Consider the following 23,380-nt stretch of genomic DNA (forward strand, 5'->3'; position numbering starts at 1 on the left):
GGTGAAGGCGGTCGTCATGGCAGGAGGAGAAGGCACCCGGCTGCGTCCCATGACCGCCAACCAGCCCAAACCCCTGCTTCCCGTGGTCAACCGCCCGATCATGGAGCACGTGCTGCGCCTGCTCAAACGGCACGGCGTCACCGAGACGGTGGTCACGCTCCAGTTCCTGGCCGCCCTCGTGCGCAACTACTTCGGCGACGGCGACGAGCTGGGCATGAGCCTGCAGTACGCCACCGAGGACCTGCCCCTCGGCACGGCGGGCAGCGTCAAGAACGCCGCCGACCGCCTCCGCGACGATCGATTCCTGGTCATCTCCGGCGACGCCCTGACCGATATTGATTTATCGGACATGATCCGATTTCATCGCGAAAATTCGGCGCTTGTGACAATTGGCCTCAAGCGCGTCCCCAACCCGCTCGAGTTCGGGATCATCATCGTGGACGACGGCGGGCGCGTACAACGATTCCTGGAGAAGCCCACCTGGGGCCAGGTCTTCTCCGACACCGTCAACACCGGCATCTACGTCATGGAGCCCGAGGTGCTCGACGCCGTCGCGCCGGGCGAGCCGGTCGACTGGTCCTCGGACGTCTTCCCCGCCCTCCTCGACCGCGGTGCCCCCATCTACGGCTACGTGGCGGACGGCTACTGGGAGGACGTCGGCACCCACGAGAGCTACCTCAAGGCCCAGGCCGACGCCCTGTCCGGCCGGGTCAGCCTGGACATCGGCGGCTTCGAGCTCTCCCCGGGCGTCTGGGTCGCCGGCTCGGCCACCGTCGACCCCGACGCCGTGCTCAAGGGCCCCCTGCTCATCGGCGACTACGCCAAGGTCGAGGCGGGCGCCGAACTGCGCGAATACACCGTGCTCGGCAACAACGCCGTCGTCCGCGAGGGCGCCTTCCTGCACCGCGCGGTCGTCCACGACAACGTCTATCTCGGCCCCGGCACCCATCTGCGCGGCTGCGTGATCGGTAAGAGCACCGACGTCATGACCGGGGCCCGCATCGAGGAGAACTCCGTCATCGGCGACGAATGCGTCATCGAGCCCGAGGCGTACGTCTCCAGCGGGGTCAGGGTCTACCCGTTCAAGACCATCGAGGCCGGCGCGGTGGTCAACACCAGCGTCATCTGGGAGTCGCGCGGCCAGCGCAACCTGTTCGGCCCGAGGGGCGTCAGCGGCCTGGTCAACGTCGAGATCACCGCCGAGCGGTGCGTCCGCCTGGCCAGCGCGTACGCCACCACCCTCAAGAAGGGCGAGCACGTCGTGACCTCCCGCGACTGCTCCCTGGCCGCCAGGGCGCTCAAGCGGGCCGTCATCGGCGCGCTGACCGCGGGCGCGATCAACGTGCTCGACCTGGAGGCCGCCCCGCTGCCCGTCACCCGCTTCCACACGGCGCGCGAGTCGGCGGCGGGCGGCATCGCGCTGCGCACCACGCCAGGCGACCCGCAGAGCGTGGACATCGTGATCATGGACGGCCGCGGCGCCGACCTGCCCCCCGCCGCGCAGCGCAAGCTGGAGCGGGTCTTCTCCCGCCAGGAGTTCCGCCGCGCGTTCCCCGGCGAGATCGCCTCGCTCACCTACCCGGCCAGGGCCGTCGAGGACTACACCCACGAGCTGCTGCGCCACATCGACGTGGGCGACGTCCGGGACATGAAGGTCGTCGTGGACTGCGCGGGAGGCACGTCCTCGCTGGTGCTCCCCACGCTGCTCGGCCGGGTCGGGGTCGAGGTGCTCACCGTCAACGCCCGCCTGGACGACGTCTCGCCCACCGAGACGCTGGCCGAGCGCCGCCGCGACCTGCAGCGCCTGGCGGAGCTGGTCAGCTCGTCGCGGGCGGCGTTCGGGGTGCGGTTCGACCCGGTGGGGGAGCGCATCGCGCTGGTCGACGAGATGGGCCAGCTCATCGACGAGGAACGCGCCCTGCTGGTCGTGCTCGACCTCGTCGCCGCCGAGCGCAGGGGCGGCCGGGTGGCGCTGCCGGTCACCACGACCAGGGTCGCCGAGCAGGTCTGCCGCTTCCACGGCGTGCAGGTGCAGTGGACCTCCACCGCGCTCGACGCCCTCACCTCGGCCGCCGCCGGCCCCGACATGATCTTCGCGGCCGACGGGCGCGGCGGGTTCGTCGTGCCGGAGTTCGGCCCGGCCATCGACGGGCTGGCCGCGTTCATGCGCCTGCTGGGCCTGGTGGCCCGCACCCGGCTCTCGCTCAGCCAGATCGACGCCAGGATCCCCGAGGTGAAGATGCTCAAGCGCGCCGTGCCCACGCCGTGGGCCGCCAAGGGGGCCGTGATGCGCTCGGTCATCGAGGCGGCCGAGTCGGAGCCCGACGGGCACCGCGTCGACACCACCGACGGCGTGCGGGTGGCCCGCGAGGACGGCAGCTGGGTGCTGGTGCTGCCCGCCGCCACCGAGCCGGTCACCGACCTGTGGGCCGAGGCGAACGACATGGACGGCGCCCAGGCCCTGCTCGAACGGTGGGCCCGCATCGTCGAGCAGGCCGCCACCTGACCGCGCGCACGGAGTGTGACGAGAAATGTGTTGCTCACGACGCGCCCATTTCGTGCCGCAAGATCGTAATGTAGAAACGCGCGGCGGCATGGACCACGGGGCGGGGGCGGCGGTAACTTTGTCTGCGTCCGACCCGCAGTCAGTGCCCCGCCTTGACCTTTGCCGCTGATCAGCGTAAGTTGCGGCATTCGCAAACTTGAAAAAGCGAAGCGAGGCGCGCCCTTGAGCACCGTCGCCGCGTCTTCGCGGTAGGAGGCCGAGCCGATCGATGCCGAGCGTCTACTGCACGCAGTGCGGGCACGCCAACCCCCAGGATGCCCGTTTCTGTTCCCGCTGTGGGTCACCGCTGACCAGACCCGAGGTCGCCGGGGACACCACGTCGACGATCTCCATCGCGGGAATCGAGGCGTACGAGGCTGAGACAGGCGACATGCTCCAGGCCGAGCGGGCGCTGCTGGAGCAGTTGCCGCCCGGCGCGGCGTTGCTCACGGTGACCAGGGGCCCCAACCAGGGCAGCCGGTTCCGGCTCGACAAGGAGCTCACCACGACGGGCCGCCACCCGGAGAGCGACATCTTCCTCGACGACATCACGGTCTCGCGCCGCCACGTGGAGTTCTACCGCCACCGGGGCGGCCAGTTCTCCGTGCGCGACGTCGGCAGCCTCAACGGCACCTATGTCAACAGGGAGCGCATCGAGGAGGTCCCGCTGCACTCCGGGGACGAGGTGCAGATCGGCAAGTTCCGCCTCCTCTTCCTGATGCGGACCAGCGCCGGCGCATGAGCGAGCGCGGGGGACGATCCGTGGGCGCGGCCCGGGAGGCCGCGTGAGCTCTCAGGCTGCGCGCTCGCACATGAGCATCGGGGAGGTGCTCGCGCTGCTGCAGGGCGAGTTCCCCGACGTGACGATCTCCAAGATCCGCTTCCTGGAGGGCGAGGGGCTGATCGAGCCCGAGCGCAGCCCGTCCGGCTACCGCAAGTTCACCCACCTGCACGTGGAGCAGCTGCGCTTCATCCTGACCGAGCAGCGCGACCACTACCTGCCGCTACGGGTGATCAAGGACAGGATGGCGGAGAGCTTCGGCCGCCCGCGCGCCGTCCAGGACAAGCGGGAGGTCCGGCTCAGCCGGGCCGAGCTGCTGGAGGCGGCGGGCATCGATGAGGAGACGCTCACCGAGCTGGAGGACTACGGCCTGCTCGCCCCGGTGGCCAGGCGCTACGACGAGGAGGCCCTCAACGTGGCCCGCAGCGTGGGCGCCCTGGCCCGCTTCGGCCTGCACGCCCGCCACCTGCGCGCGGTCAAGGCGGCGGCCGAGCGCGAGTGCGGCCTGGTCGAGCAGACCGTCGCCCCCATACTCAAACGGCGGGCCCCCGGCGCCATCGGGGAGGCCGATGAGGTGGCGAGGGAGCTTTCCACGCTTCTGCTCGATCTGCACGCATCCCTTGTGCGGTCGGGGATCCGTTCCGTTCTGGGGCGTTGAGACGGGGTCGAGGCGGGAGGCAGAGGCGCGTTCCACGCCTTCCGGGTGTTACGTTGAATTGCAGTAGCCAGTCAGCAGAAGCCACGAGCGAATAGCTGTGCCGGGTGACCGGTCAGGAATACGGAGCAGCCCGTGTTGCAGATGGAGGTCGTGGGCGTTCGAGTGGAAATGCCCACAAATCAGCCGATCGTGCTGCTGAAGGAGGCGCACGGGGAGCGGTTCCTTCCTATATGGATTGGCATGACGGAGGCGACGGCCATCGCCCTGGCCCAGGCGGAGGAGCCCCCGCCGAGGCCGCTCACCCATGACCTCTTCCGCGACGTGCTGAGCGCTCTGGGCGTCGGCCTGCGAGCGGTCAACATCGTCGCCCTGCGCGACGGCATCTTCTTCGCCGACCTGGTGTTCTCCAACGGCGTGGAGGTGAGCGCGCGGCCGTCCGACTCGATCGCGCTCGCCCTGCGCACCGGGGCGCGCATCTTCGCCAGCGAGGAGGTGGTCCAGGAGGCCGGAGTGATCATCCCGGACGACCAGGAGGACGAGGTGGAGAAGTTCAGGGAGTTCCTTGACACGATCTCTCCCGAAGACTTCGGCAGGGCGGGGTAGGTATTTCGGTGCATTTACGCTTCACGACGCGCCGAGCCGGATCGTTGACTGAGCATGGTCACGGTCCTACGGTGCAAGTGAAACCCGTGGTCGCCCTTTACGAACCCCCAGATCAGGCCACGGGATGAGAGAAAGCCGGAGGTCCGCGTGGCGGTCAGCAGCGGCGAGGGAAAGACGGCCGGCCAGGAAGATCCGGTGCGGCGCGAGAGCGCGCGGCAGCGTGCCGGGGAGCAGGGACTGCTCTTCGACGAGCAGCCGGCGGCGCTGCCGGGCGACATCGGATACCGCGGGCCGACGGCCTGCTCGGCGGCCGGCATCACCTACAGGCAGCTCGACTACTGGGCGCGCACGGGCCTCGTTGAGCCCACGATAAGAGCCGCTCAGGGCTCGGGCTCCCAGCGGCTCTACAGCTTCCGCGACATCCTGGTGCTCAAGGTCGTCAAGCGGCTCCTCGACACCGGGGTGTCCCTGCAGCAGATCCGCACGGCCGTGCGCCACCTGCGTGACCGCGGGGTCGCCGACCTCGCGCAGATCACGCTCATGAGCGACGGCGTCAGCGTCTACGAGTGCACCTCGGCCGACGAGGTGATCGACCTGCTCCAGGGCGGTCAGGGCGTGTTCGGCATCGCCCTCGGCCGGGTCTGGCGGGAGGTCGAGGGCTCCCTCGCGGAGCTGCCGGGGGAACGCGCGGCGGTCGAGGACACCGTCCCGGCCGACCATCCCGCTGACGAACTGGCCCGCCGCCGCCGAGCCCGGCGCCTCGGCTAGCGGCACACCGCGCCCCGAGCGCTGCGCCCTGGTCGCCCGCGCGTGCCGCATAGGGTTGTAATCTAGGACAGCAAGGCTGACGACCCCGTGCGGGAGAGTCCCCGGGCCCACGGGTCCCGGGGCGCCGAAGGAGCAACCCTCCCCGGAATCTCTCAGGCATCCCGTACCGCTCGGGCGAGGCAACTCTGGAAAGCAGGCGCACCCGCCAGGCGCGTCTCACCGACGGTGCAAGTCCCGCTCACGGGGCGAAGCTCTCAGGTCGCGGTCCCGCCGCGCTGACAGAGGGGGAGATCCGGCATCCGCCCGCGCCCTGGCGCCGGTCTCCACACGCCTCGGGAGGCACCTTCCATGACCGATCTGTCAGCTCCGCCGTTCTCGTCCAGGCACATCGGCCCGTCGGAGTCCGAGCAGCAGCGCATGCTCGAGGCCGTGGGCTTCGCCTCCGTGGCGGACCTGGTGGCCGTGGCCGTCCCCGAGTCCATCAGGGCCAAGGACCGGCTCAACCTGCCCGCCGCCGTCGGCGAGGCCGAGGCCATCGCCGAGCTGCGCGCCCTGGCCGGGCGCAACCGCGTGCTCACCTCCATGATCGGCCTGGGCTACCACGACACGGTCACGCCCGCCGTCATCCGCCGCAACCTGCTGGAGAACCCGGGCTGGTACACCGCCTACACCCCGTACCAGCCGGAGATCTCGCAGGGCCGCCTTGAGGCGCTGCTGAACTTCCAGACCGTCGTCTCCGACCTGACGGGCCTGCCCGTCGCGGGCGCCTCCCTCCTCGACGAGGCCACGGCCGCCGCCGAGGCGATGACGCTGGCCCGGCGCGCGGGCCGGTCCAAGAGCAACGTGTTCGTGGTCGACGCCGACGCGCTGCCGCAGACCAAGCGCGTGCTCGCCACCCGCGCCGAGCCGCTCGGCATCGAGCTGGTCGAGCACCCGCTGGACGGCGACCTGCCGGAGTGCTTCGGCGTGCTGGTGCAGTACCCGGGCGCCTCCGGCCGGCTGCGCGACTTCCGCGCCGTCGCCGCCGCCGCCCACGAGGCGGGCGCCCAGGTGGTGGCCGCCGCCGACCTGCTGGCCCTGACGCTCGTGACCGCCCCCGGCGAGCTCGGCGCCGACATCGCGATCGGCTCCTCCCAGCGGTTCGGGGTCCCCTTCGGGTTCGGCGGGCCGCACGCCGCCTACATGTCCGTACGCGAGGGGCTGCAGCGCCAGCTGCCGGGCCGCCTGGTCGGCGTGTCGGTCGACGCCGACGGCGACCCCGCCTACCGGCTGGCCCTGCAGACCCGCGAGCAGCACATCCGCCGCGAGAAGGCCACCAGCAACATCTGCACCGCGCAGGTCCTGCTCGCCGTCATCGCCGGCATGTACGCCGTCTACCACGGCCCAGAGGGGCTGCGCGGCATCGCCCGGCGGGTGCACCGGCACGCCGTGACCCTCGCCGGCGGGCTGCGCCGCGGCGGGCTGGAGGTCGTGCACGGCGCGTTCTTCGACACCGTGCTCGTCCGCGTGCCAGGCCGGGCCGCCGCCGTGGTCGCCGCCGCCGAGGAGCGCGGCGTGAACCTGTGGCGGGTCGACGACGACCACGTGTCGATCGCCTGCGACGAGAAGACCGGGGCCGCCGAGCTGGCCGAGGTGTGGGCCGCCTTCGGCGTCGAGCATGCCGCGCCCGACGTCGCCGCCGACGCCGAGGCCGACGCGCTGCCCGCCTCGCTGCTGCGCGAGTCGGCGTACCTGACCCACCCGGTCTTCCACGACCACCGCTCCGAGACCGCGATGCTGCGTTACCTGCGCAAGCTGCAGGACAAGGACATCGCGCTCGACCGCTCGATGATCCCGCTCGGCTCCTGCACGATGAAGCTGAACGCGACCACCGAGATGGAGCCGATCAGCTGGCCCGAGTTCGCCGCGATCCACCCGTACGCGCCCGAGCACCAGGCCGAGGGCTACCACGAGCTGATCGGCACGCTGGAGAGCTGGCTGGCCGAGGTGACCGGCTACGACCGCGTCTCGATCCAGCCGAACGCGGGCTCGCAGGGCGAGTTCGCCGGGCTGCTGGCCATCCGCGCCTACCATCGCGCGCGCGGCCAGGAGGCGCGCGACGTCTGCCTCATCCCGTCCTCCGCCCACGGCACCAACGCGGCCAGCGCCGTCATGGCCGGCATGCGGGTCGTCGTCGTGGCCTGCGACTCCGACGGCAACATCGACCTGGCCGACCTCGACGCCAAGATCGACAAGCACCGCGACCGGCTCGCCGCGATCATGGTGACCTACCCCTCGACGCACGGCGTCTACGAGGAGAGCATCACCGAGGTGTGCGCCAAGGTGCACGACGCCGGCGGCCAGGTCTACGTCGACGGGGCCAACCTCAACGCGCTGGTCGGGCTGGCCAGGCCGGGCGAGTTCGGCGCCGACGTGTCCCACCTCAACCTGCACAAGACGTTCTGCATCCCGCACGGGGGCGGCGGTCCCGGCGTCGGCCCGGTCGCGGTGCGCGGCCACCTGGCGGCCTACCTGCCGGGCCACCCGCTGCACGACGGCACGCCGGTCGGGCCCGTCTCGGCGGCGCCGTACGGGTCCGCGGGCATCCTGCCCATCTCGTGGGCGTACGTCAGGATGATGGGCTCCGAGGGGCTCACGGCCGCCACCGAGCAGGCCATCCTGTCGGCCAACTACCTGGCCAGGCGGCTCGCCCCGCACTACCCCGTCCTCTACACCGGGCGCGGCGGGCTGGTGGCCCACGAGTGCATCATCGACCTGCGCCAGCTCACCAAGGAGACCGGCGTCACGGTGGACGACGTGGCCAAGAGGCTCATCGACTACGGCTTCCACGCGCCCACCATGTCCTTCCCCGTCGCCGGGACGCTGATGATCGAGCCGACCGAGAGCGAGGACCTCGGAGAGCTCGACCGGTTCGCCGACGCGATGATCGCCATCCGGGGCGAGATCGCCAAGGTGGCGTCCGGCGAGTACGACCGGACCGACAACCCGCTGCGCAACGCCCCGCACACCGCCGAGTCGGTCAGCGCCGACGAGTGGCGCCACCCGTACACCCGGAGCGAGGCCGCCTACCCGGTGCCGTCGTTGCGCGACGGGAAGTACTGGGTGCCGGTGCGGCGCATCGACCAGGCCTACGGCGACCGCAACCTGGTGTGCTCCTGCCCGCCGCTGGAGGCGTACGAGGACTAGGACCTGGGGCTGGACGGACGGGCGGTCGAACGACCGGCCGGACGGAAGATCCGACGACCGGGCGGACCCGGGCGACTGGGTGACACAAACTTGGATCGTTCGTTGTCTTGGACAGTTCGTGTTTATGGCGGTAGGTTGGCGTCATGAGCGCACCCAAGACTCCGGCCATCGCCGAGGAGCTGCGCGGGGCGGGCCTGCGGGTGACGGCCGCCCGCGTCGCGCTGCTCGAGACCGTCCGGGACGGTGACCACCTCGGGGTCGAGGCGATCGCCTCCGGGGTGCGCGATCGCGTGGGCCACATCTCGCTCCAGGCCGTCTACGACGCCCTGCACGCGCTCACCGCGGCGGGCCTCGTCCGCCGCATCGAGCCGCCCGGCAGCTCGGCCAGGTTCGAGGGGCGCGTCGGCGACAACCACCACCACGCCGTGTGCCGGTCCTGCGGCACCGTCGCCGACGTCGATTGCGCGGTCGGCGAGGCGCCCTGCCTGCACGCGTCCGACGACCACGGCTTCGCCATCGACGAGGCCGAGGTCATCTATTGGGGCCTGTGCCCCGACTGTTCCAGCTCCCGCAGTTCCTGAGCACCGTGATCCAGTCCGGAAGGATTCCCATGTCCGAGAACCATGACGCGATCGTCACAGACGCCAAGACCGACGGCGCAGGCGGCTGCCCGGTCGCGCACGAGCGCGCCCCCCACCCGACCCAGGGCGGCGGAAACCGCCAGTGGTGGCCGGAGCGGCTCAACCTGAAGATCCTCGCCAAGAACCCGGCCGTGGCCAACCCGCTCGGCGAGGACTTCGACTACGCCGAGGCGTTCAAGAGCCTCGACCTGCCGGCCGTGAAGCGGGACATCGCCGAGCTGCTGACGACCTCGCAGGACTGGTGGCCCGCCGACTTCGGCCACTACGGCCCGTTCATCATCCGGATGGCCTGGCACAGCGCGGGCACGTACCGCATCCACGACGGCCGCGGCGGCGCCGGCACCGGCCAGCAGCGCTTCGCCCCGCTCAACAGCTGGCCCGACAACGGCAACCTGGACAAGGCGCGCCGCCTGCTGTGGCCGGTCAAGAAGAAGTACGGCAAGAACCTGTCGTGGGCCGACCTGCTGATCCTGGCGGGCAACGTCGCCCTGGAGTCGATGGGCTTCAAGACCTTCGGCTACGCCGGCGGCCGGGTGGACGCCTGGGAGCCCGACGAGGACGTCTACTGGGGCCCCGAGACCACCTGGCTCGGCGACGAGCGCTACACCGGCGACCGCCAGCTGGAGAACCCGCTCGGCGCGGTCCAGATGGGCCTCATCTACGTCAACCCGGAGGGCCCGAACGGCAACCCCGACCCGATCGCCGCGGCCCGCGACATCCGTGAGACGTTCCACCGGATGGCGATGAACGACGAGGAGACGGTCGCCCTGATCGCGGGCGGTCACACCTTCGGCAAGACCCACGGCGCGGGCCCGGCCGACAACGTTGGCGCCGACCCCGAGGCCGCGCCGATCGAGGCGCAGGGCTTCGGCTGGAAGAACACCTTCGGCACCGGCAAGGGCGGCGACGCCATCACCAGCGGTCTGGAGGGCATCTGGACCGACACCCCGACCACGTGGGACAACAGCTTCTTCGAGATCCTGTTCGGCTACGAGTGGGAGCTGTTCAAGAGCCCCGCGGGCGCCTACCAGTGGCGGCCGAAGGACGGCGCGGGCTCGGACACCGTTCCCGACGCGCACGACCCTTCCAAGCGCCACGCCCCGACGATGCTGACGACCGACCTGTCGCTGCGCTTCGACCCGATCTACGAGCCGATCTCGCGGCGCTTCCACGCCAATCCCGAGGAGTTCGCCGACGCCTTCGCGCGGGCGTGGTTCAAGCTGACCCACCGCGACATGGGCCCGGCCGTGCGCTACCTCGGCCCGGAGGTCCCGTCCGAGACGCTGCTCTGGCAGGACCCGATCCCCGAGGTGACGCACGAGCTCGTCGGCGCCGCCGACATCGCGGCACTGAAGGAGCAGATCCTGGCCTCGGGCCTGACGGTCGCGCAGCTCGTCACCACGGCATGGGCGTCGGCCTCCTCCTACCGCGACAGCGACAAGCGGGGCGGCGCCAACGGCGCGCGCATCCGCCTCCAGCCGCAGAGCTCGTGGGAGGTCAACGACCCCGACCAGCTCGCGACCGTGCTGGGCACCCTGGAAGGCATCCAGAAGGCCTTCAACGGCGCCCAGACCGGCGGCAAGCAGGTCTCGCTCGCCGACGTGATCGTGCTCGCCGGCTGCGCCGGTGTGGAGAAGGCCGCCAAGGACGCCGGCTTCGACGTCGAGGTGCCCTTCACGCCGGGCCGTGCCGACACCACGCAGGAGCAGACCGACGTGGAGTCGTTCTCGGCGCTCGAGCCGGCCGCCGACGGGTTCCGCAACTACCTCGGCAAGGGCAACCGGCTCCCGGCCGAGTACCTCCTGCTCGACAAGGCCAACCTGCTGACCCTCAGCGCCCCCGAGATGACCGTCCTCGTCGGCGGCCTGCGGGTGCTGGGCGCCACCTACCGGCAGTCGCCGCTCGGCGTCTTCACCACGACGCCCGGGACGCTGACCAACGACTTCTTCGTCAACCTGCTCGACATGGGCACGACGTGGACGTCGGTGTCGGAGGACGCCAACACGTTCGAGGGCCGCGACTCCGCCACGGGCGAGGTCAAGTGGACCGGCAGCCGGGCCGACCTGGTCTTCGGGTCCAACTCCGAGCTGCGCGCGCTGGCGGAGGTCTACGCGAGCGACGACGCGAAGGAGAAGTTCGTGACGGACTTCGTCGCGGCGTGGAACAAGGTGATGAACCTGGACCGGTTCGACCTCGCGTGATCGGGTTCTGATCGCCCTTTGATCAGTCCTGGTCACCCCTGATCGCCACCTCTAGGGCGGGCACGTCCCGGAGGTGCGCCCCACCGTACGGCCGTTCTGCGCGCGGGCGTACGGTGGGGTGATCGGGCGGGAGGCCGGTGATGGGCGACGGCGTGGCGGACGGCGGCGGCTTCCTCGGCGCGGCCCTCTACACCCGCAGGGCGCTGAAGGTCGCCGCGCCCGCGCTGCCCGCCCCGCGCTTCGTCGCGGCGGCGGGCGACTCGTTCGCGCTTCTTCTGACCGGCGTCCTGCTCACCCCCTACACGCTCGGCGACGTGGTGCACTGGATTCACAGGTCGTTCGGGGCGGCGCTGTTCATGCACGAGATGGTGCTGGCGGTCCGGCTGGCCTCCTGGGCGTCCGCCGGCGCCGCGCTCGTCGTCTTACAGGTGGCCGGCGGGGTGGCCTCCGGCGTGTCCGTCGTACTGGAGCAAGGACCCCTGGTGGTGGGGCAGGCGGTGTTCCAGCTGGCGTTCGGGATGATCATGATCAGGACGTTACGCCTGCTGCCGCGTCAAGGTACGAAACCGGTCAGTCCGCCTGCGTCAACTGAGCAGACATGATCGCCTGAAATCGTTAGGCTCGGGGCGACCGTCGCCACAAGGAGCTCTCTTGACGTCCTCAGAGCTGGAGACCCCGCCCCTCGACACCGCCCGCCGCCTGGCCGAGAGCGGCGACCTCGACGGCGCCGCCGCCATACTCGCTGAGCTGGCCGCCGATCCCGACGGACCCGACAGGGCGCAGGCCGCCGTCGGGCTCGCCGTGGTGCTGGAAGAACGCGGCGACGCGGAGGGGGCCAGGGCCGCCGCCCGGACGGCACTGGCCACCGGCCACCCCGAATACGCCGCGCAGGCCGCCTGCCACCTGGCGCAGGGGTTCGAGCGGGAAGGCAGGGCCGAGCAGGCCAGGGCCGCATGGCAGGCGGTCCTCGGGGTCGGCACGCCCACGTACGTGCCGCTGGCCCACCTCGCGCTGGCCCGCCTCGCCGGCGACGCGGCCGAGGCCGAGCAGGAACTGCACGCCGCCATCGAGGCCGGCGACCCGCACATCGGCGCGCACGCCGCCCAGCGGCTGGCCGACCTGCTGCTGGAGCAAGGGGAGCCGGGAGCGGCGGCCGACGTGCTCATCGACGCCCTGGAGGCCGCCCCGGCGGAGGAGGTGGCGGGGCTGCGGGTCCAGCTCGGGATCGCGCACCTGGAGCTCGCCTGCGCGGAGTTCGCGGAGAGCGTCGAGTGCGGCGCCGACCCGCAGACCGGCGCGCTGGCCATCGAGCTGCTCGCCCGCACCCTGCCGTTGCGGGGTCGGCCCGACGACGCCGAGCGGGTGTGGTCGTACGGACTGCACCACGAAAACCCAACCCTGGCCGCCGAAGTGCTCCTCCGCCGCCAGCGCGACGATCAGTAGGCGTTTCTTGTAACGGCCCGGTTGGCCGCGTGCCCGTCAAGGCCATCCGTTACGGCTTCGCGTGGTTGGCCGCACGCGCCGACGGCGGTTGCCGTCTGTCATGGCCGGTCGTGAGGGCTCACGGGCCGGGCGCCGTGACGACGCGCACTCTTGGCCCTCTCCGTGGTGGGCTTGACCTACGAGCGGCCTGACCACGGTGGCCATGAACCACTTGCGAGGTGGTCGGCGGGTGAACGTGACCCGCATCCGGCGTCATCCGGCCGACCGCACGCGGCAGATGCCGATGACGGGCGGCAGATCCCGGCCCTGGGCGGCAGAGGCCGATGACGGGCGGTGGATATCGGCGCTGGGCGGTAGATGCCGGTCGCGGGCGGTGGATATCGGCGCTGGGCGGCAGACGATCACCGACGAGGGATGCCTGCTGTGGGCGGGCAGGCAGCAGCCACGAGGCGCGCTGCCGGCCCTGGACGGTCGGTGAGACCCGGCCGGGCGTAGGGCGCTCGGTGTCGGGTGGGGCCGGGTGGGTCAGTTGCGGCGCATGATGGCGCCCGCCGCGGCCACGTTGATGATGACGATGGCGATCCAGGTGATCGTCAGGCCCACCAGGCCCGCGTTGCCTGCCGCGATGGCCGTCAGCGGGATGCCGATGCCCATCGAGCCCAGGGCGATGGGGATCATGGCGGAGCCCGGCGTGCTCTTCTTGTGCGGCGCGGCGCCGTGGTGGTCGAGCTCGGCCCGCACGCGGGCGGCGATCGTGGCGTCGAGGCGTTCCACGAACGACTCGACGAGCGCGGCTTCGTACTCAGGACCGAGGTCACGGCGGGCGTCCAGCGTGGCCTGCAGATCATCCCGGAGGGGACGCTTGTCTGGCATGTCAGCCATCATCCATCCTGCGCGGCGCGCCGTCATCCGCCCTGAGGGCCAAGGTCGCATCCTCCCCAGGTACGGTGCTGGCATGGAGGTGACGACCCCGAGGGGGCCCGCGCTGGTCGAGGTCGACGAGGTGGCCGATCCGCGGCTGCTGCTGGTGCTCACCCACGGGTCGTCCGGGGGAGTGGACGCGCCCGATCTGCTGGCCGTGCGCGACGCGGCGCTCAAGGCCGGGGCCAGCGTGGCGAGGGTGACTCAGGCGTTCAGGGTGGCGGGGGCGAGAGCGCCGGGCTCGCCGGCCAGGCAGGACGAGGCCTGGGAGATCGTTCTGGCGGAGCTGCGCGCGCGATGGCCGGGGCTGCCGGTCGTGCAGGGCGGGCGGAGCAACGGGGCTCGGGTGGCCTGCCGTACGGCCAGGGTGGTCGGTGCGGCGGCGGTGGTGGCGCTGGCCTTTCCGCTGCACCCGCCGGGGAAGCCGGAGCGCTCGCGGGCCGAGGAGCTACGCGGCGCCGGGGTGGACGTGCTGGTGGTCAACGGGGACCGTGACCCGTTCGGCGTGCCTGCGGCCGCTGACGCCGCGCGCCTGGTGGTGCTTCCGGGGGAGGGGCATGACCTGAAGAAGGACCCCGCCCGGGTGGGCGAGGTCGTGGCGGAGTGGATCGTCCACTACGCCTAGCTCACGCGGCGCCGACGGCGGGCCGGTGCGGAGCGATGGCGGTGCCGCTGGGAAGAAGCTCCCCGGTGTCCTCGAACAGGACGACGCCGTTGCAGAGCAAACTCCACCCCTGCTCGGGGTGGCAGGCGAGAGTGCGTGCCTTCTCGCGGTCGGGCGCCTCGGCATCCGGACAGGCCGGGTCGTGCGGGCACATCGGCGTGCCTCCGATATCTCGTGGGACGCTCCCGGTCTGGAGGGTCGGGAGCCGGCTCGGGTTGTTATCTGACACGTTTGCACGTGTGCCACACGCTTGGGCATGGCCCGTTAAGACCCGTTACGGGAAATTTGCCCGGTCGTGTGACCTTCGACACAGCGTGCCTTATGCAGGATAACGGGCCAAGCGCGACACGCGCACTACGTTTGCAATCCCTTGAGCAGAGCGTCGAGTCCGCGCTCGAAATCCACATCGGCTCTTTCGTCACGCCTGACCCACTCGTCAACCTCGGGATCCGCCCACCCCGACTGCTGCACCTCGACCGCCACGCTCCCGAACACGAACGCCCGCAGCGCCCGCACCGCGTCCGCCGCGCCCGGGAGGCCGCCGTCGGCCAGCTGATCGGTCTGCTCCCTGATGGCGAGCGCCGTGGCGCCCTTGGGCGGCTTCGTCAGGGCCAGCGCGAGGACGCCCGGGTGCTCGCGCAGCAGCTCCCGCTCCGCCCGGCACCACGCCCTGGCCGTCTCCTGCCAGGTGGGCTCCTGCTCGACGTGGACCGTCGTGACATGCTCGGCCAGCGCGTCCATCAGCGCCTCCTTGCCCCTGGGCAGGTGGTGGTAGATGGCCATGGCCTCCACCTGCAGGGCGTCGCCCAGCCGGCGCATGGTGAGCCGGCGCAGGCCCTGGCTGTCGGCGATGTGGAGCGCGGCCTCGATGATGCGCTCCCGGGAGAGCGGGACCGGCGGTCTCTTCGCGGGCATGGAGATCATCTTACTTCGTAAAGGGCGCCGCGCAGGGCCGATTTCCCGCCGTGTCGCGCGACGGCGTACCCTGGGCGGTGCAAGCGTGCCGGTTGTGTGAAAGGGCAGGGTCGATGGCGTTTTTCCGTCCGCGGGTGAGCCGTGAGGCAGAGGTTCGCTACCACGCGGACCAGGAGATCTCCAAGAGCTTCCCCGAGTTGCTCGACAAGGCCAGGCGGGCCGAGGAGACGCTGCGCGAGCTGCGGGCCGCCGCGGCCGACGAGATCGAGCTGCTGGCCGCCGGGCGGGAGTTCGACCGGGCGCTGACCGAGGCGTTGCGGGCCGCCGAGGCGGGGCAGCGGGCCACGTTCGGGGCCAAGGCCTACGACGACCGGATCGCCCGCCGCAAGGCCAAGGCCAAGCCCGACGGGGCCATGTGGACGGCTGAGGTCGACCGGCTGCGCACGCTGCGCGAGAACAACCGGATGTGGGGGATCCCCCGCGTGCCCCGCCCGGTGCCCGCCACCTTCTGACCGGCCCTGATCGGGGTTGGCATTCTGGGCGCCGTGGGCCCCGGTTGAGTCGACCTCACCGAATCACCCGTTCTGAGCCGGCCCGGTGAGCGGGGTCTGTGAGGTGGCTCGGTGAACCGGCCCTTCGCGCCGGGCCGTTGAGCCGACTCTCCGCGTCGGAGCGGGCTCGGCTTTCGCGGGCCGGTGCACGCCGTACCGCCCCAGGGCGCCCTTAGCGCGTCAGGACGAAGGGCCGTCCGGGGTTCTGGCGTGCGGGGACGGCAGGCGGAACAGCCCCTTCAGCCTGCGCAGTGCCTCCTCGTCGCCGGACGCCGACGCGGCGCGGCTCTCGATCGCCTCGGCGAGGGTGAGGGCGTGGCCGGTCAGGCCGAGGAACGCCTCCTCGCTCATCGTGATCGTCGCGTCAGGGCGCTGGGCCGGCCCGTGGAGCGTGTCGATGGCGCCGTCGTCGATCCGGACGTGGAAGACCTCCTCGCCGACGCGGAACTCGTACACCGCGCGAAGCCCGGCGGCGGCCTCGCCGTCGAAGCAGGCCCGCAGGCCGAGCAGGGCCCAGCCCGGGTGGAACGTCTCGGTCTCGCGCCGCTCGCCCATCGCCCACCTCAGGCCCCACCGCGCCAGGGCCAGGACCGCCGGGCCGAGCTCCTCGCCGGCGCGGGTGAGGGCGTAGGCGGGGGTGCGGGCGGGCGGCGGGAGAGTGATCTTGCGAGCCAGCCCCTCGCGTTCCAGGTGTTTCAGGCGGGCGGCCAGCAGGCCGGTGCCGAGGCCGCGCAGGCCGGCCTGGAGGTCGCCGAACCGCTTGGGCCCCGTGAGGAGCTCGCGGATCAGGAGCAGCGTCCAGCGCTCGCCGACGAGGTCGAGGGTGCGCGCGGTGGCGCAGTACTGGTTGTAGGTTCGCTGCTCCACTTCATCATTCTAAACTTCCGACTTCTCGTTCTTGAACGACGCGACCTCCATGAGGATCCGGGCGAGCGGCTCCGGGCGGGCGAGCATCACGTTGTGCGGGGCGTCCAGCTCGACGGTCCGGTATCCGACGGCCGCGCCGAGCCGGTCGAACGGGTAGGTCTGCGGGCTGCAGTGGACGGCCGTCCCGGGGATGCGGTCGACGGCTCCACTCAGGCGGGTCCGCTCGGTGAACGTGCGCAGCAGCTGTGGGACCAGGCGCGCCGCCAGCCACTCCGCGTCGCCCGGGTCGGTGATGCCGAACGCCGCCGGCGGCGGGGCCGGAATCCGCCGCCCGTCCCCGCGCGTCTCGGCGGCCGCGCGGACGGCCGTGACGAAGGCGTCGGGCGCCAGGTCGAACATGCCGGCTCCGTCGGGCCCCGCCCACCCGTCCACCAGGACGAGGTGGCGGGCGGCGCCGGGACGCGCGTCGGCGGCCTCCCGTGCGGCGAGCCCGGCGTAGCTGTGCGCGACCAGCACGACCTCGCCGTCGTCCCGCACGGTGTCCAGGGCGGCGACGACCGTCGCTGCGTCGTCGTGGAGCCCGTGGTCCGCGGCGGCGCTGAGGTCGGGGGTGAGCGTGCGCGCCCCGGCGGCGTGCAGCAGCGGGACCAGCCGGTCCCAGGCCCATGGGCCGTGCCAGGCGCCGTGAACGAGAACGAACGTGGTCATCAGGAGTGCTCCTCGCTGGGCAGGGACGGTATCCGGTCGGGGAACCCGCCCCGGCCGAGTCCGATCCTAGCAAGCGTGCTTCCTGTTTTTGAAGTGGACAGTTCAATGTCCGGTAGCGACGCGAGGGTCCGGAAACGGCGAAGCCCCGGCGCAGCCTCCCTCGTCGCGCCGGGGCTTCCCCGTGGTGTCCGGTTGTGTCAGCTGGCCCAGTCGAGCAGGGGCCGGGTGTTGCTGGGGTGGCGGAGCTTGGACAGCGACTCCTTCTCCAGCTGGCGGATCCGCTCCCGGGTCAGCCCCAGGTGCTTGCCGATCTCGTCCAAGGTGTGGGGCTTGCCGTCCACCAGGCCGAAGCGCAGGGCCATGATCTTCGACTCCCTCGGCGAGAGGTTGTCGAGGACTCCCCTGAGCTGGTCGCCCAGCAGCTGGCGGTCGACGATCTCCGAGGCCTCCGGCGAGTCGACGTCCTCGATGAGGTCGCCGATCGTGGTCTCCCCGTCCTCGCCGATCGTCGCGTTGAGCGAGATGGGCTGGCGGCTGGTGCGCAGCAGCTCCTCGATCTGGTCGGGCGTCTTGTCCAGCTCGACCGCCAGCTCCTCGGGTGTGGGCTCGCGTCCCAGGCGCTGGTGCATGTCACGCTCGACGCGCGACAGCTTGGACAGCATCTCCAGCACGTGCACGGGCAGCCGGATCGTACGGGCGGAGTCGGCGAAGCCGCGCTGGATGGCCTGCCTGATCCACCACATGGCGTACGTGGAGAACTTGAAGCCCTTGGTGTAGTCGAACTTCTCCACCGCCCTGATCAGCCCCAGGTTGCCCTCCTGGACCACGTCCAGCAGCGACATGCCGCGGTCGGTGTACTTCTTGGCGACCGACACCACGAGCCGGAGGTTGGCCTCCAGCATGTGGTCCTTGGCCTGCTTGCCGTCCTCGACCACGAGCCGCAGGTCCTCCTGGAGGGAGGGGGACAGGCCGGGGTCGGTCTCCAGCTTGTACTCGGCGTACAGGCCGGCCTCGATGCGCCTGGCCAGCTCGACCTCCTGCGCGGCGGTGAGCAGGGTGCGGCGCCCGATGGACTTCAGGTACGTGTGCACCGAGTCGCCCATGGCCGACTGCGTGTCGTCGAGGTCGACCTGCTCGCTCTCGAGCTCGCCGTCCTCGGCCATCGCGATGTCGTCGGGGACGTCCTCCTCGTGCTCCGGCTTGGGCTCGGACGGGGTCACGGCCTTGGCCGCGGCCCGGGTGGCCCGGGCGGTACCGGCGGCCGGCTCGGTCGGCTCGATGTCCGATTCGGCCGTTTTTGCCCCGGCCGACTTGCGGCCGGTAGTCTTTGCACGCGAAGTCTTCCCGGAGGGCTTCCTGGTGGTCTTCTTGGGGGCGGTCGTGCTGAGAGACGGCTCGTTCTCGGCGGCCAGGCTCACGCCACCCTCGGAGAGCTCGCGCAGGATCGTGCGGCCTTCAGAGGGGCTGATACCGGCGTCCGCGAACGCGTCACGCAGCTCCGCCAGAGAAAGGTGACCCTGAGCTCGCCCTCGTTCAATCAGCTGGTCGAGAGTCGCAGGTGGGGTCGCTACGGCGGTTCTGGGCATGAGGACACCTCCTCCGTACGGAGTGGAAGCGATCAGGCAGGTTGTGGTGGGGCGGCACCTGTCCGCGCGGCGCACCAGTATCAATAACGCCAATCGCCGTCATTTGTTCCCCGGAGGACCCGAGGGGACAAAAAAGGGGCGGTACGCCCCCTAATGGGTCGAACCGCCCCTGCGTCCGGATTTATTCCGTCAGGATGACGTCCCCTGCCGAGACCATCGGCATGGGCATCGGTTCGGCGTCCTGCAGGCGCTGGTCGGTCCAGTAGTCGATGACCTCGCGCGGGTCGGGGTTGACCTCGTGGGAGACGACGATGTCGTCGTCGGTGGTCGTCGGGGACGGTGTCGCCTTCTCCACCACGGCTCGGGTCTCCCTCGCGACCTGGTCGAGCTTGCCCGCCGAGGCGGCCGCCGCGACAGAGGCCCCTGCGACGACGATCACGCCGACGACGGCCGCGGATGCCCACATCTTGCGGGTCTGGTCCATGAAGGCTCCCTCCTTTCCCACTATGACGCAGCCGCGACTCCTCAGGTTCCTGCCCGGAGCCGTACGACGTCCGTTTTGCCGTTCGGCAGCAGCGGGAGCTGGGGCACCAGGCGCAGGTCGCGCGGGGCGGCGTGAGGAGGAAGCCTATCGCGGCAGTATGCCCGCAATTGAGGAAGCGTGGGGGGCGTGTCGGGGTTGGCAGGGACCACGACCGCCGTGACGCGTTCGCCCCACTCCTGGTCGGGCGTGCCGACCACGGCGGCGTCGGCCACCTCCGGGTGGGTGCAGAGCACCGCCGTGACGGCGGCGGCCACGACCTTCTCGCCACCGGTGTTGATCACGTCGTCGGCCCTGCCCAGCACGCGCAGCCGGCCGCCGGCCAGCTCCCCCAGGTCGGAGGTGCGGAACCAGCCGCCGTCGAGCGGGCTCGGACCGCTGAAGCGGTAGCCGGAGAAGAGCACCGGCCCGGCGATCCTGATCAGCCCGTCGTCGCCGATCTTGAGATCTACATTGTAAAGGGGCTGGCCGTCGTACACGCAGCCGCCGCACGTCTCGCTCATCCCGTACGTCGTCACGATCCGGGCACCGAGGTCACGGGCCCGCGCCACCAGGCCGGGGCGGGGAGCCGCGCCGCCGAGCAGGATCGTGCGGAAGACCGACAGGTCCGCGCCCAGCTCGACCAGCCGGTGCAGCTGGGTGGGGACGAGGGAGACGTGGTGCGCTCCCGAGCGCAGCACCTCGTGGGGGTCGAACGCGGGATGGATGATCGGCTCGCTGTCCGACAGCAGGGCGCGTACGAGGACCTGGAGGCCCGAGACGTGGGAGACGGGCAGGCAGCACAGCCAGCGCTCGCCCTTGGTGGCCTCGACGCGGCGCAGGGACGCCGCGGCCGAGGCGCGCAGGGCGGTGGCCGAGAGCATGACGCCCTTGGGGGCGCCGGTGCTGCCACTGGTGGCGATCACGATCGCGACGTCGGGAGGCACGCCCTGGCCGTCGTCCTGGGGCGCGCCGTCGACGTGGGTGGGGCGCAGCGCGGCCAGGGCGCTCGCGGACTGGCCAGGGGTGAGGGGGAGCACGGCCGGGCCGTCGCCCGACAGCGCGTCGCGGACGGCCGTGAACAGCCCGGGGCCGGGCGGCTGCACCATGGCGTGCAGCGGACGGTCCGGATGCGACGGGTTCCTCCACATGCTCGTAAGGTTAGTGGCGACAGATCGGATTGAGGCGCAGGGGAGGGTCGTGACGCGTTCTCCCGTGGTCTTCCGCATTCCCATGCGCACCCGGTTCCGTGGGCAGACCGTCAGGGAAGGCGTGCTGCTGCACGGTCCCGCCGGGTGGGGGGAGTTCTCCCCGTTCCCCGAGTACGGCCCGCGCGAGTGCGCCCGCTGGCTGGCGTGCGCCCGCGAGGCGGCGTTCGAGGGCTGGCCCGAGCCGGTGCGCGACCGGGTCCCCGTCAACGCGACGGTCCCGGCGGTGGGGCCGGAGCAGGCGCACGACATCGTGCGGCGGTCGGGGTGCGGGACGGCGAAGGTGAAGGTGGCCGAGCGCGGCCAGGCGTTCGAGGACGACGTGGCCAGGGTGGAGGCCGTGCGCGACGCGCTCGGGCCGTCGGGCCGGCTGCGGGTCGACGCCAACGGCGCGTGGGACGTCGGCGAGGCGGTGCGGCGGCTGAAGCGGCTCGACCGGTTCGACCTCGAATACGCCGAGCAGCCGTGCGCCACGCTGGAGGAGCTCGCGGCGGTGCGGCGGGCGTGCGACGTGCCGATCGCGGCCGACGAGTCGATCCGCCGGGCCGAGGACCCGCTGCGGGTGCGGGCGGCGGAGGCGGCCGACGTGGCGGTGGTCAAGGTGCAGCCGCTGGGCGGGGTGCGCGCCGCGTTGCGGGTGGTGGAGGCGTGCGGGCTGCCCGCGGTGGTCTCCAGCGCCGTGGAGACGTCGGTGGGCCTGGCGGCGGGGCTGGCGTTGGCGGCGGCGTTGCCGTCGCTGCCGTACGCGTGCGGGCTGGGCACGATGGCGTTGCTGACGGGTGACGTCGTGGCGGATTCGCTGACGCCCGTGGACGGATATTTGACAGTACGGCGCCCTTCGGTGAATTTTCAGCATTTGTCGGCATTTGAGATTGAATCTCCCCAGTGGCTTCGCCGGATGCAGGAGGCGTCACCGTGAACCCCGCCACCGCGCTGGCCACCGTGCTGGTCGACGAGCTGGTGCGCTGCGGCCTGACCGACGTGGTGCTGGCCCCCGGCTCCCGCTCCGCCCCGCTGGCGCTGGCCCTGCACGCCGAGTCGCGGGTGCGGCTGCACGTGCGCATCGACGAGCGCTCGGCGTCGTTCCTGGCGCTGGGGCTGGCCAAGCGTTCCGAGCGGCCCGTGGCGCTGATCTGCTCGTCCGGCACGGCCGTGGCGAACTTCCACCCGGCCGTGATCGAGGCGGGCGAGTCGGGGGTGCCGCTGCTGGTGCTGACCGCCGACCGGCCGCCCGAACTGCGCGGCACGGGCGCCAACCAGACGATCGACCAGCTCAAGGTGTTCGGGGCGGCGGCCCGGTGGTTCGCCGAGGTGGGGGTGCCGGAGGAGCGTCCCGGGCAGGTGGCGTACTGGCGTTCGCTGGCCTGCCGCGCCTACCAGCGGGCGCTGGGCCCGGCCGACCCGGGCCCCGTGCACCTCAACCTGGCGTTCAGGGAGCCGCTGATCCCCGACGGCGACACCTCGTGGTGCGAGCCGCTCGACGGCGCCGCGAACGGCCCGTGGGTGCGGGCCAGGGTCGCGCCACCGCCGGTCGCCCTGCACCTCCCGCCGACCAGGCGCGGGGTGCTGGTGGTCGGCGACGGCGCGCCCAACGTGCGCCGGTACGTCGCGGCGGCGGGCATGGCGGGCTGGCCAGTGCTGTCGGAGCCGAACGGCGGCGGCCGCTACGGCGACCACTCCATCTCCACCTACCACTACCTGCTGGGCATGCCGGAATTCGCCGACGCGCACCGGCCCGACGTGGTCGTGACGCTCGGGCGGCCGGGGCTGTCCAGGCCGCTGCTGTCGTGGCTGGGGCGGGCCGAGGAGCACATCGTGGTGGCGCCCGACCTGGGCCGCTGGCCCGATCCGACCCGGTCGGCCACCCAGGTCGCGCAGGCCGTGGAGATCCCGGTGGCCGCCGGCGACGACAGCTGGCTGCACGCCTGGCGGCAGGCCGACACGGCGGTCAGGTCGGCGGTCGACGCGGTGCTGGACGTCTCGGGCACGAGCGAGCCGCGCCTGGCCAGGGACCTGGTCGACTGCCTGCCGAACGGGGCGCTGCTGTTCTGCGGCTCCTCGATGCCGATCCGCGACCTCGACCAGGCGATGCGGCCTCGGCGCGGCATCCGGCTGATGGCCGGGCGCGGGGTCTCCGGCATCGACGGGGTGGTGTCGGCGGCGATGGGGGCGGCACTGGCGCACAACGGGCCGTCCTACGCGCTGATCGGCGACCTGTCGTTCCTGCACGACCAGAACGGGCTGATCCTGGGGCCGCGCGAGCCCCGGCCCGATCTGTGCTTCGTGGTGGTCAACAACGACGGGGGCGGCATCTTCTCGCTGCTGCCGCAGGCGGCGGTGCGCGACCCGTTCGAGCGGGTGTTCGGCACGCCGCACGGGGTGGACCTCGGATACGTGGCTGCGGCGACGGGCACGCCGTACACGCTGGTGGGGGATCTCGGGGAGCTGCCCAAGGCGCTGCGCGGGGAGGGGCCGCGCGTGGTGGAGGTGCGTACGGACCGGGAGGAGAACGTGCTCGTGCACGCGCGGCTGCGCGAGGCCGCGCAGGAGGCCCTGCGCTCCCTGACCGGCTGAGCTCCCCGCGATACGTCGGCGCGCCCCCTTCGAAAGAAGG

At 71.8% G+C, this 23,380-nt stretch carries 23 protein-coding genes and 2 riboswitches; of the genes, 15 read left to right on the forward strand and 8 right to left on the reverse strand.

What is annotated here, in order from left to right; genetic code table 11:
- Position 1 precedes the first annotated feature (1 nt).
- From FH608_RS15125 to FH608_RS15175, 11 genes are all read left to right on the forward strand, one after another.
- Positions 2–2,506, forward strand: coding sequence for a mannose-1-phosphate guanyltransferase (locus FH608_RS15125; protein WP_139631132.1), 2,505 nt, complete (start codon positions 2–4; stop codon positions 2,504–2,506).
- A gap of 268 nt (positions 2,507–2,774) precedes the next feature.
- Positions 2,775–3,287: an FHA domain-containing protein gene (locus FH608_RS15130; protein WP_139631133.1), complete on the forward strand. Its 513-nt coding sequence runs from the start codon at positions 2,775–2,777 to the stop codon at positions 3,285–3,287.
- A gap of 43 nt (positions 3,288–3,330) precedes the next feature.
- Positions 3,331–3,984, forward strand: coding sequence for a transcriptional regulator FtsR (gene ftsR / locus FH608_RS15135; protein ID WP_226899552.1), 654 nt, complete (start codon positions 3,331–3,333; stop codon positions 3,982–3,984).
- A 132-nt stretch (positions 3,985–4,116) separates the two neighbouring features.
- Positions 4,117–4,587 (forward strand): bifunctional nuclease family protein, encoded by a 471-nt coding sequence (locus tag FH608_RS15140; RefSeq protein WP_082310546.1) that lies wholly within the window; start codon positions 4,117–4,119, stop codon positions 4,585–4,587.
- A gap of 147 nt (positions 4,588–4,734) precedes the next feature.
- Positions 4,735–5,355 (forward strand): MerR family transcriptional regulator, encoded by a 621-nt coding sequence (locus FH608_RS15145; protein WP_139631134.1) that lies wholly within the window; start codon positions 4,735–4,737, stop codon positions 5,353–5,355.
- A gap of 80 nt (positions 5,356–5,435) precedes the next feature.
- Positions 5,436–5,534: riboswitch (glycine riboswitch) on the forward strand.
- Positions 5,535–5,647, forward strand: a riboswitch (glycine riboswitch). It begins immediately after the preceding riboswitch.
- Between the two features lie 56 nt (positions 5,648–5,703).
- Entirely contained in the window at positions 5,704–8,541 is a 2,838-nt protein-coding gene (gene gcvP / locus FH608_RS15150; protein ID WP_139631135.1) for an aminomethyl-transferring glycine dehydrogenase, read from the forward strand.
- Positions 8,542–8,684: 143 nt separating this feature from the next.
- Positions 8,685–9,122, forward strand: coding sequence for a Fur family transcriptional regulator (locus FH608_RS15155; RefSeq protein WP_139631136.1), 438 nt, complete (start codon positions 8,685–8,687; stop codon positions 9,120–9,122).
- Positions 9,123–9,151: 29 nt separating this feature from the next.
- Positions 9,152–11,383: a catalase/peroxidase HPI gene (katG, locus tag FH608_RS15160; protein ID WP_139631137.1), complete on the forward strand. Its 2,232-nt coding sequence runs from the start codon at positions 9,152–9,154 to the stop codon at positions 11,381–11,383.
- Between the two features lie 140 nt (positions 11,384–11,523).
- Positions 11,524–11,985, forward strand: a complete 462-nt coding sequence (locus FH608_RS15165) for a hypothetical protein (RefSeq protein ID WP_139631138.1) — start codon at positions 11,524–11,526, stop codon at positions 11,983–11,985.
- 49 nt (positions 11,986–12,034) lie between these two features.
- Positions 12,035–12,826 carry a tetratricopeptide repeat protein gene (locus FH608_RS15170; RefSeq protein WP_139631139.1) on the forward strand — a complete coding sequence of 264 codons (792 nt, stop codon included), beginning with the start codon at positions 12,035–12,037 and terminating at the stop codon, positions 12,824–12,826.
- A 229-nt stretch (positions 12,827–13,055) separates the two neighbouring features.
- Positions 13,056–13,304 carry a hypothetical protein gene (locus FH608_RS15175; protein ID WP_139631140.1) on the forward strand — a complete coding sequence of 83 codons (249 nt, stop codon included), beginning with the start codon at positions 13,056–13,058 and terminating at the stop codon, positions 13,302–13,304.
- A 47-nt stretch (positions 13,305–13,351) separates the two neighbouring features.
- On the opposite strand, the gene FH608_RS15180 is transcribed toward FH608_RS15175, so the two are convergent.
- Positions 13,352–13,699 carry a hypothetical protein gene (locus FH608_RS15180; RefSeq protein ID WP_226899553.1) on the reverse strand — a complete coding sequence of 116 codons (348 nt, stop codon included), beginning with the start codon at positions 13,697–13,699 and terminating at the stop codon, positions 13,352–13,354.
- Between the two features lie 82 nt (positions 13,700–13,781).
- On the opposite strand from FH608_RS15180, the gene FH608_RS15185 reads away from it, so the two are divergent.
- Positions 13,782–14,372: an alpha/beta hydrolase family protein gene (locus FH608_RS15185; protein ID WP_139631142.1), complete on the forward strand. Its 591-nt coding sequence runs from the start codon at positions 13,782–13,784 to the stop codon at positions 14,370–14,372.
- 1 nt (position 14,373) lies between these two features.
- On the opposite strand, the gene FH608_RS15190 is transcribed toward FH608_RS15185, so the two are convergent.
- Complete coding sequence (locus FH608_RS15190; RefSeq protein WP_139631143.1) at positions 14,374–14,565, reverse strand: DUF5999 family protein; 192 nt, start codon at positions 14,563–14,565, stop codon at positions 14,374–14,376.
- A 200-nt stretch (positions 14,566–14,765) separates the two neighbouring features.
- Entirely contained in the window at positions 14,766–15,326 is a 561-nt protein-coding gene (locus FH608_RS15195; RefSeq protein WP_193318432.1) for a TetR/AcrR family transcriptional regulator, read from the reverse strand.
- A 134-nt stretch (positions 15,327–15,460) separates the two neighbouring features.
- Between FH608_RS15195 and FH608_RS15200 the strand changes: the two genes are divergently transcribed.
- Positions 15,461–15,838: a hypothetical protein gene (locus FH608_RS15200; RefSeq protein WP_226899554.1), complete on the forward strand. Its 378-nt coding sequence runs from the start codon at positions 15,461–15,463 to the stop codon at positions 15,836–15,838.
- Between the two features lie 219 nt (positions 15,839–16,057).
- Here FH608_RS15200 and FH608_RS15205 read toward each other — a convergent pair whose 3' ends face one another.
- The 5 genes from FH608_RS15205 to FH608_RS15225 all read right to left on the reverse strand — a co-directional run bounded on the left by FH608_RS15205 (position 16,058) and on the right by FH608_RS15225 (position 20,709).
- Entirely contained in the window at positions 16,058–16,744 is a 687-nt protein-coding gene (locus tag FH608_RS15205) for a winged helix-turn-helix transcriptional regulator (RefSeq protein WP_139631146.1), read from the reverse strand.
- Between the two features lie 9 nt (positions 16,745–16,753).
- Positions 16,754–17,452 (reverse strand): alpha/beta fold hydrolase, encoded by a 699-nt coding sequence (locus FH608_RS15210; protein ID WP_139631147.1) that lies wholly within the window; start codon positions 17,450–17,452, stop codon positions 16,754–16,756.
- A 197-nt stretch (positions 17,453–17,649) separates the two neighbouring features.
- Complete coding sequence (locus tag FH608_RS15215) at positions 17,650–19,038, reverse strand: RNA polymerase sigma factor (RefSeq protein ID WP_139631148.1); 1,389 nt, start codon at positions 19,036–19,038, stop codon at positions 17,650–17,652.
- A 181-nt stretch (positions 19,039–19,219) separates the two neighbouring features.
- Positions 19,220–19,522, reverse strand: a complete 303-nt coding sequence (locus FH608_RS15220) for a hypothetical protein (protein ID WP_139631149.1) — start codon at positions 19,520–19,522, stop codon at positions 19,220–19,222.
- 41 nt (positions 19,523–19,563) lie between these two features.
- Positions 19,564–20,709: an AMP-binding protein gene (locus tag FH608_RS15225; protein WP_139631150.1), complete on the reverse strand. Its 1,146-nt coding sequence runs from the start codon at positions 20,707–20,709 to the stop codon at positions 19,564–19,566.
- Between the two features lie 82 nt (positions 20,710–20,791).
- Here FH608_RS15225 and FH608_RS15230 point away from each other — a divergent pair, with 82 nt between their 5' ends.
- Positions 20,792–21,685, forward strand: a complete 894-nt coding sequence (locus FH608_RS15230; protein ID WP_394367683.1) for an o-succinylbenzoate synthase — start codon at positions 20,792–20,794, stop codon at positions 21,683–21,685.
- On the forward strand, positions 21,682–23,340 hold the full coding sequence (menD, locus tag FH608_RS15235; RefSeq protein ID WP_139631151.1) for a 2-succinyl-5-enolpyruvyl-6-hydroxy-3-cyclohexene-1-carboxylic-acid synthase: 1,659 nt from the start codon (positions 21,682–21,684) through the stop codon (positions 23,338–23,340). Before FH608_RS15230 ends, menD begins: the two co-directional genes overlap by 4 nt.
- The last annotated feature ends 40 nt before the right edge of the window (positions 23,341–23,380 follow it).

It is taken from the genome of Nonomuraea phyllanthi, assembly GCF_006334985.2.
Classification (GTDB): domain Bacteria; phylum Actinomycetota; class Actinomycetes; order Streptosporangiales; family Streptosporangiaceae; genus Nonomuraea; species Nonomuraea phyllanthi.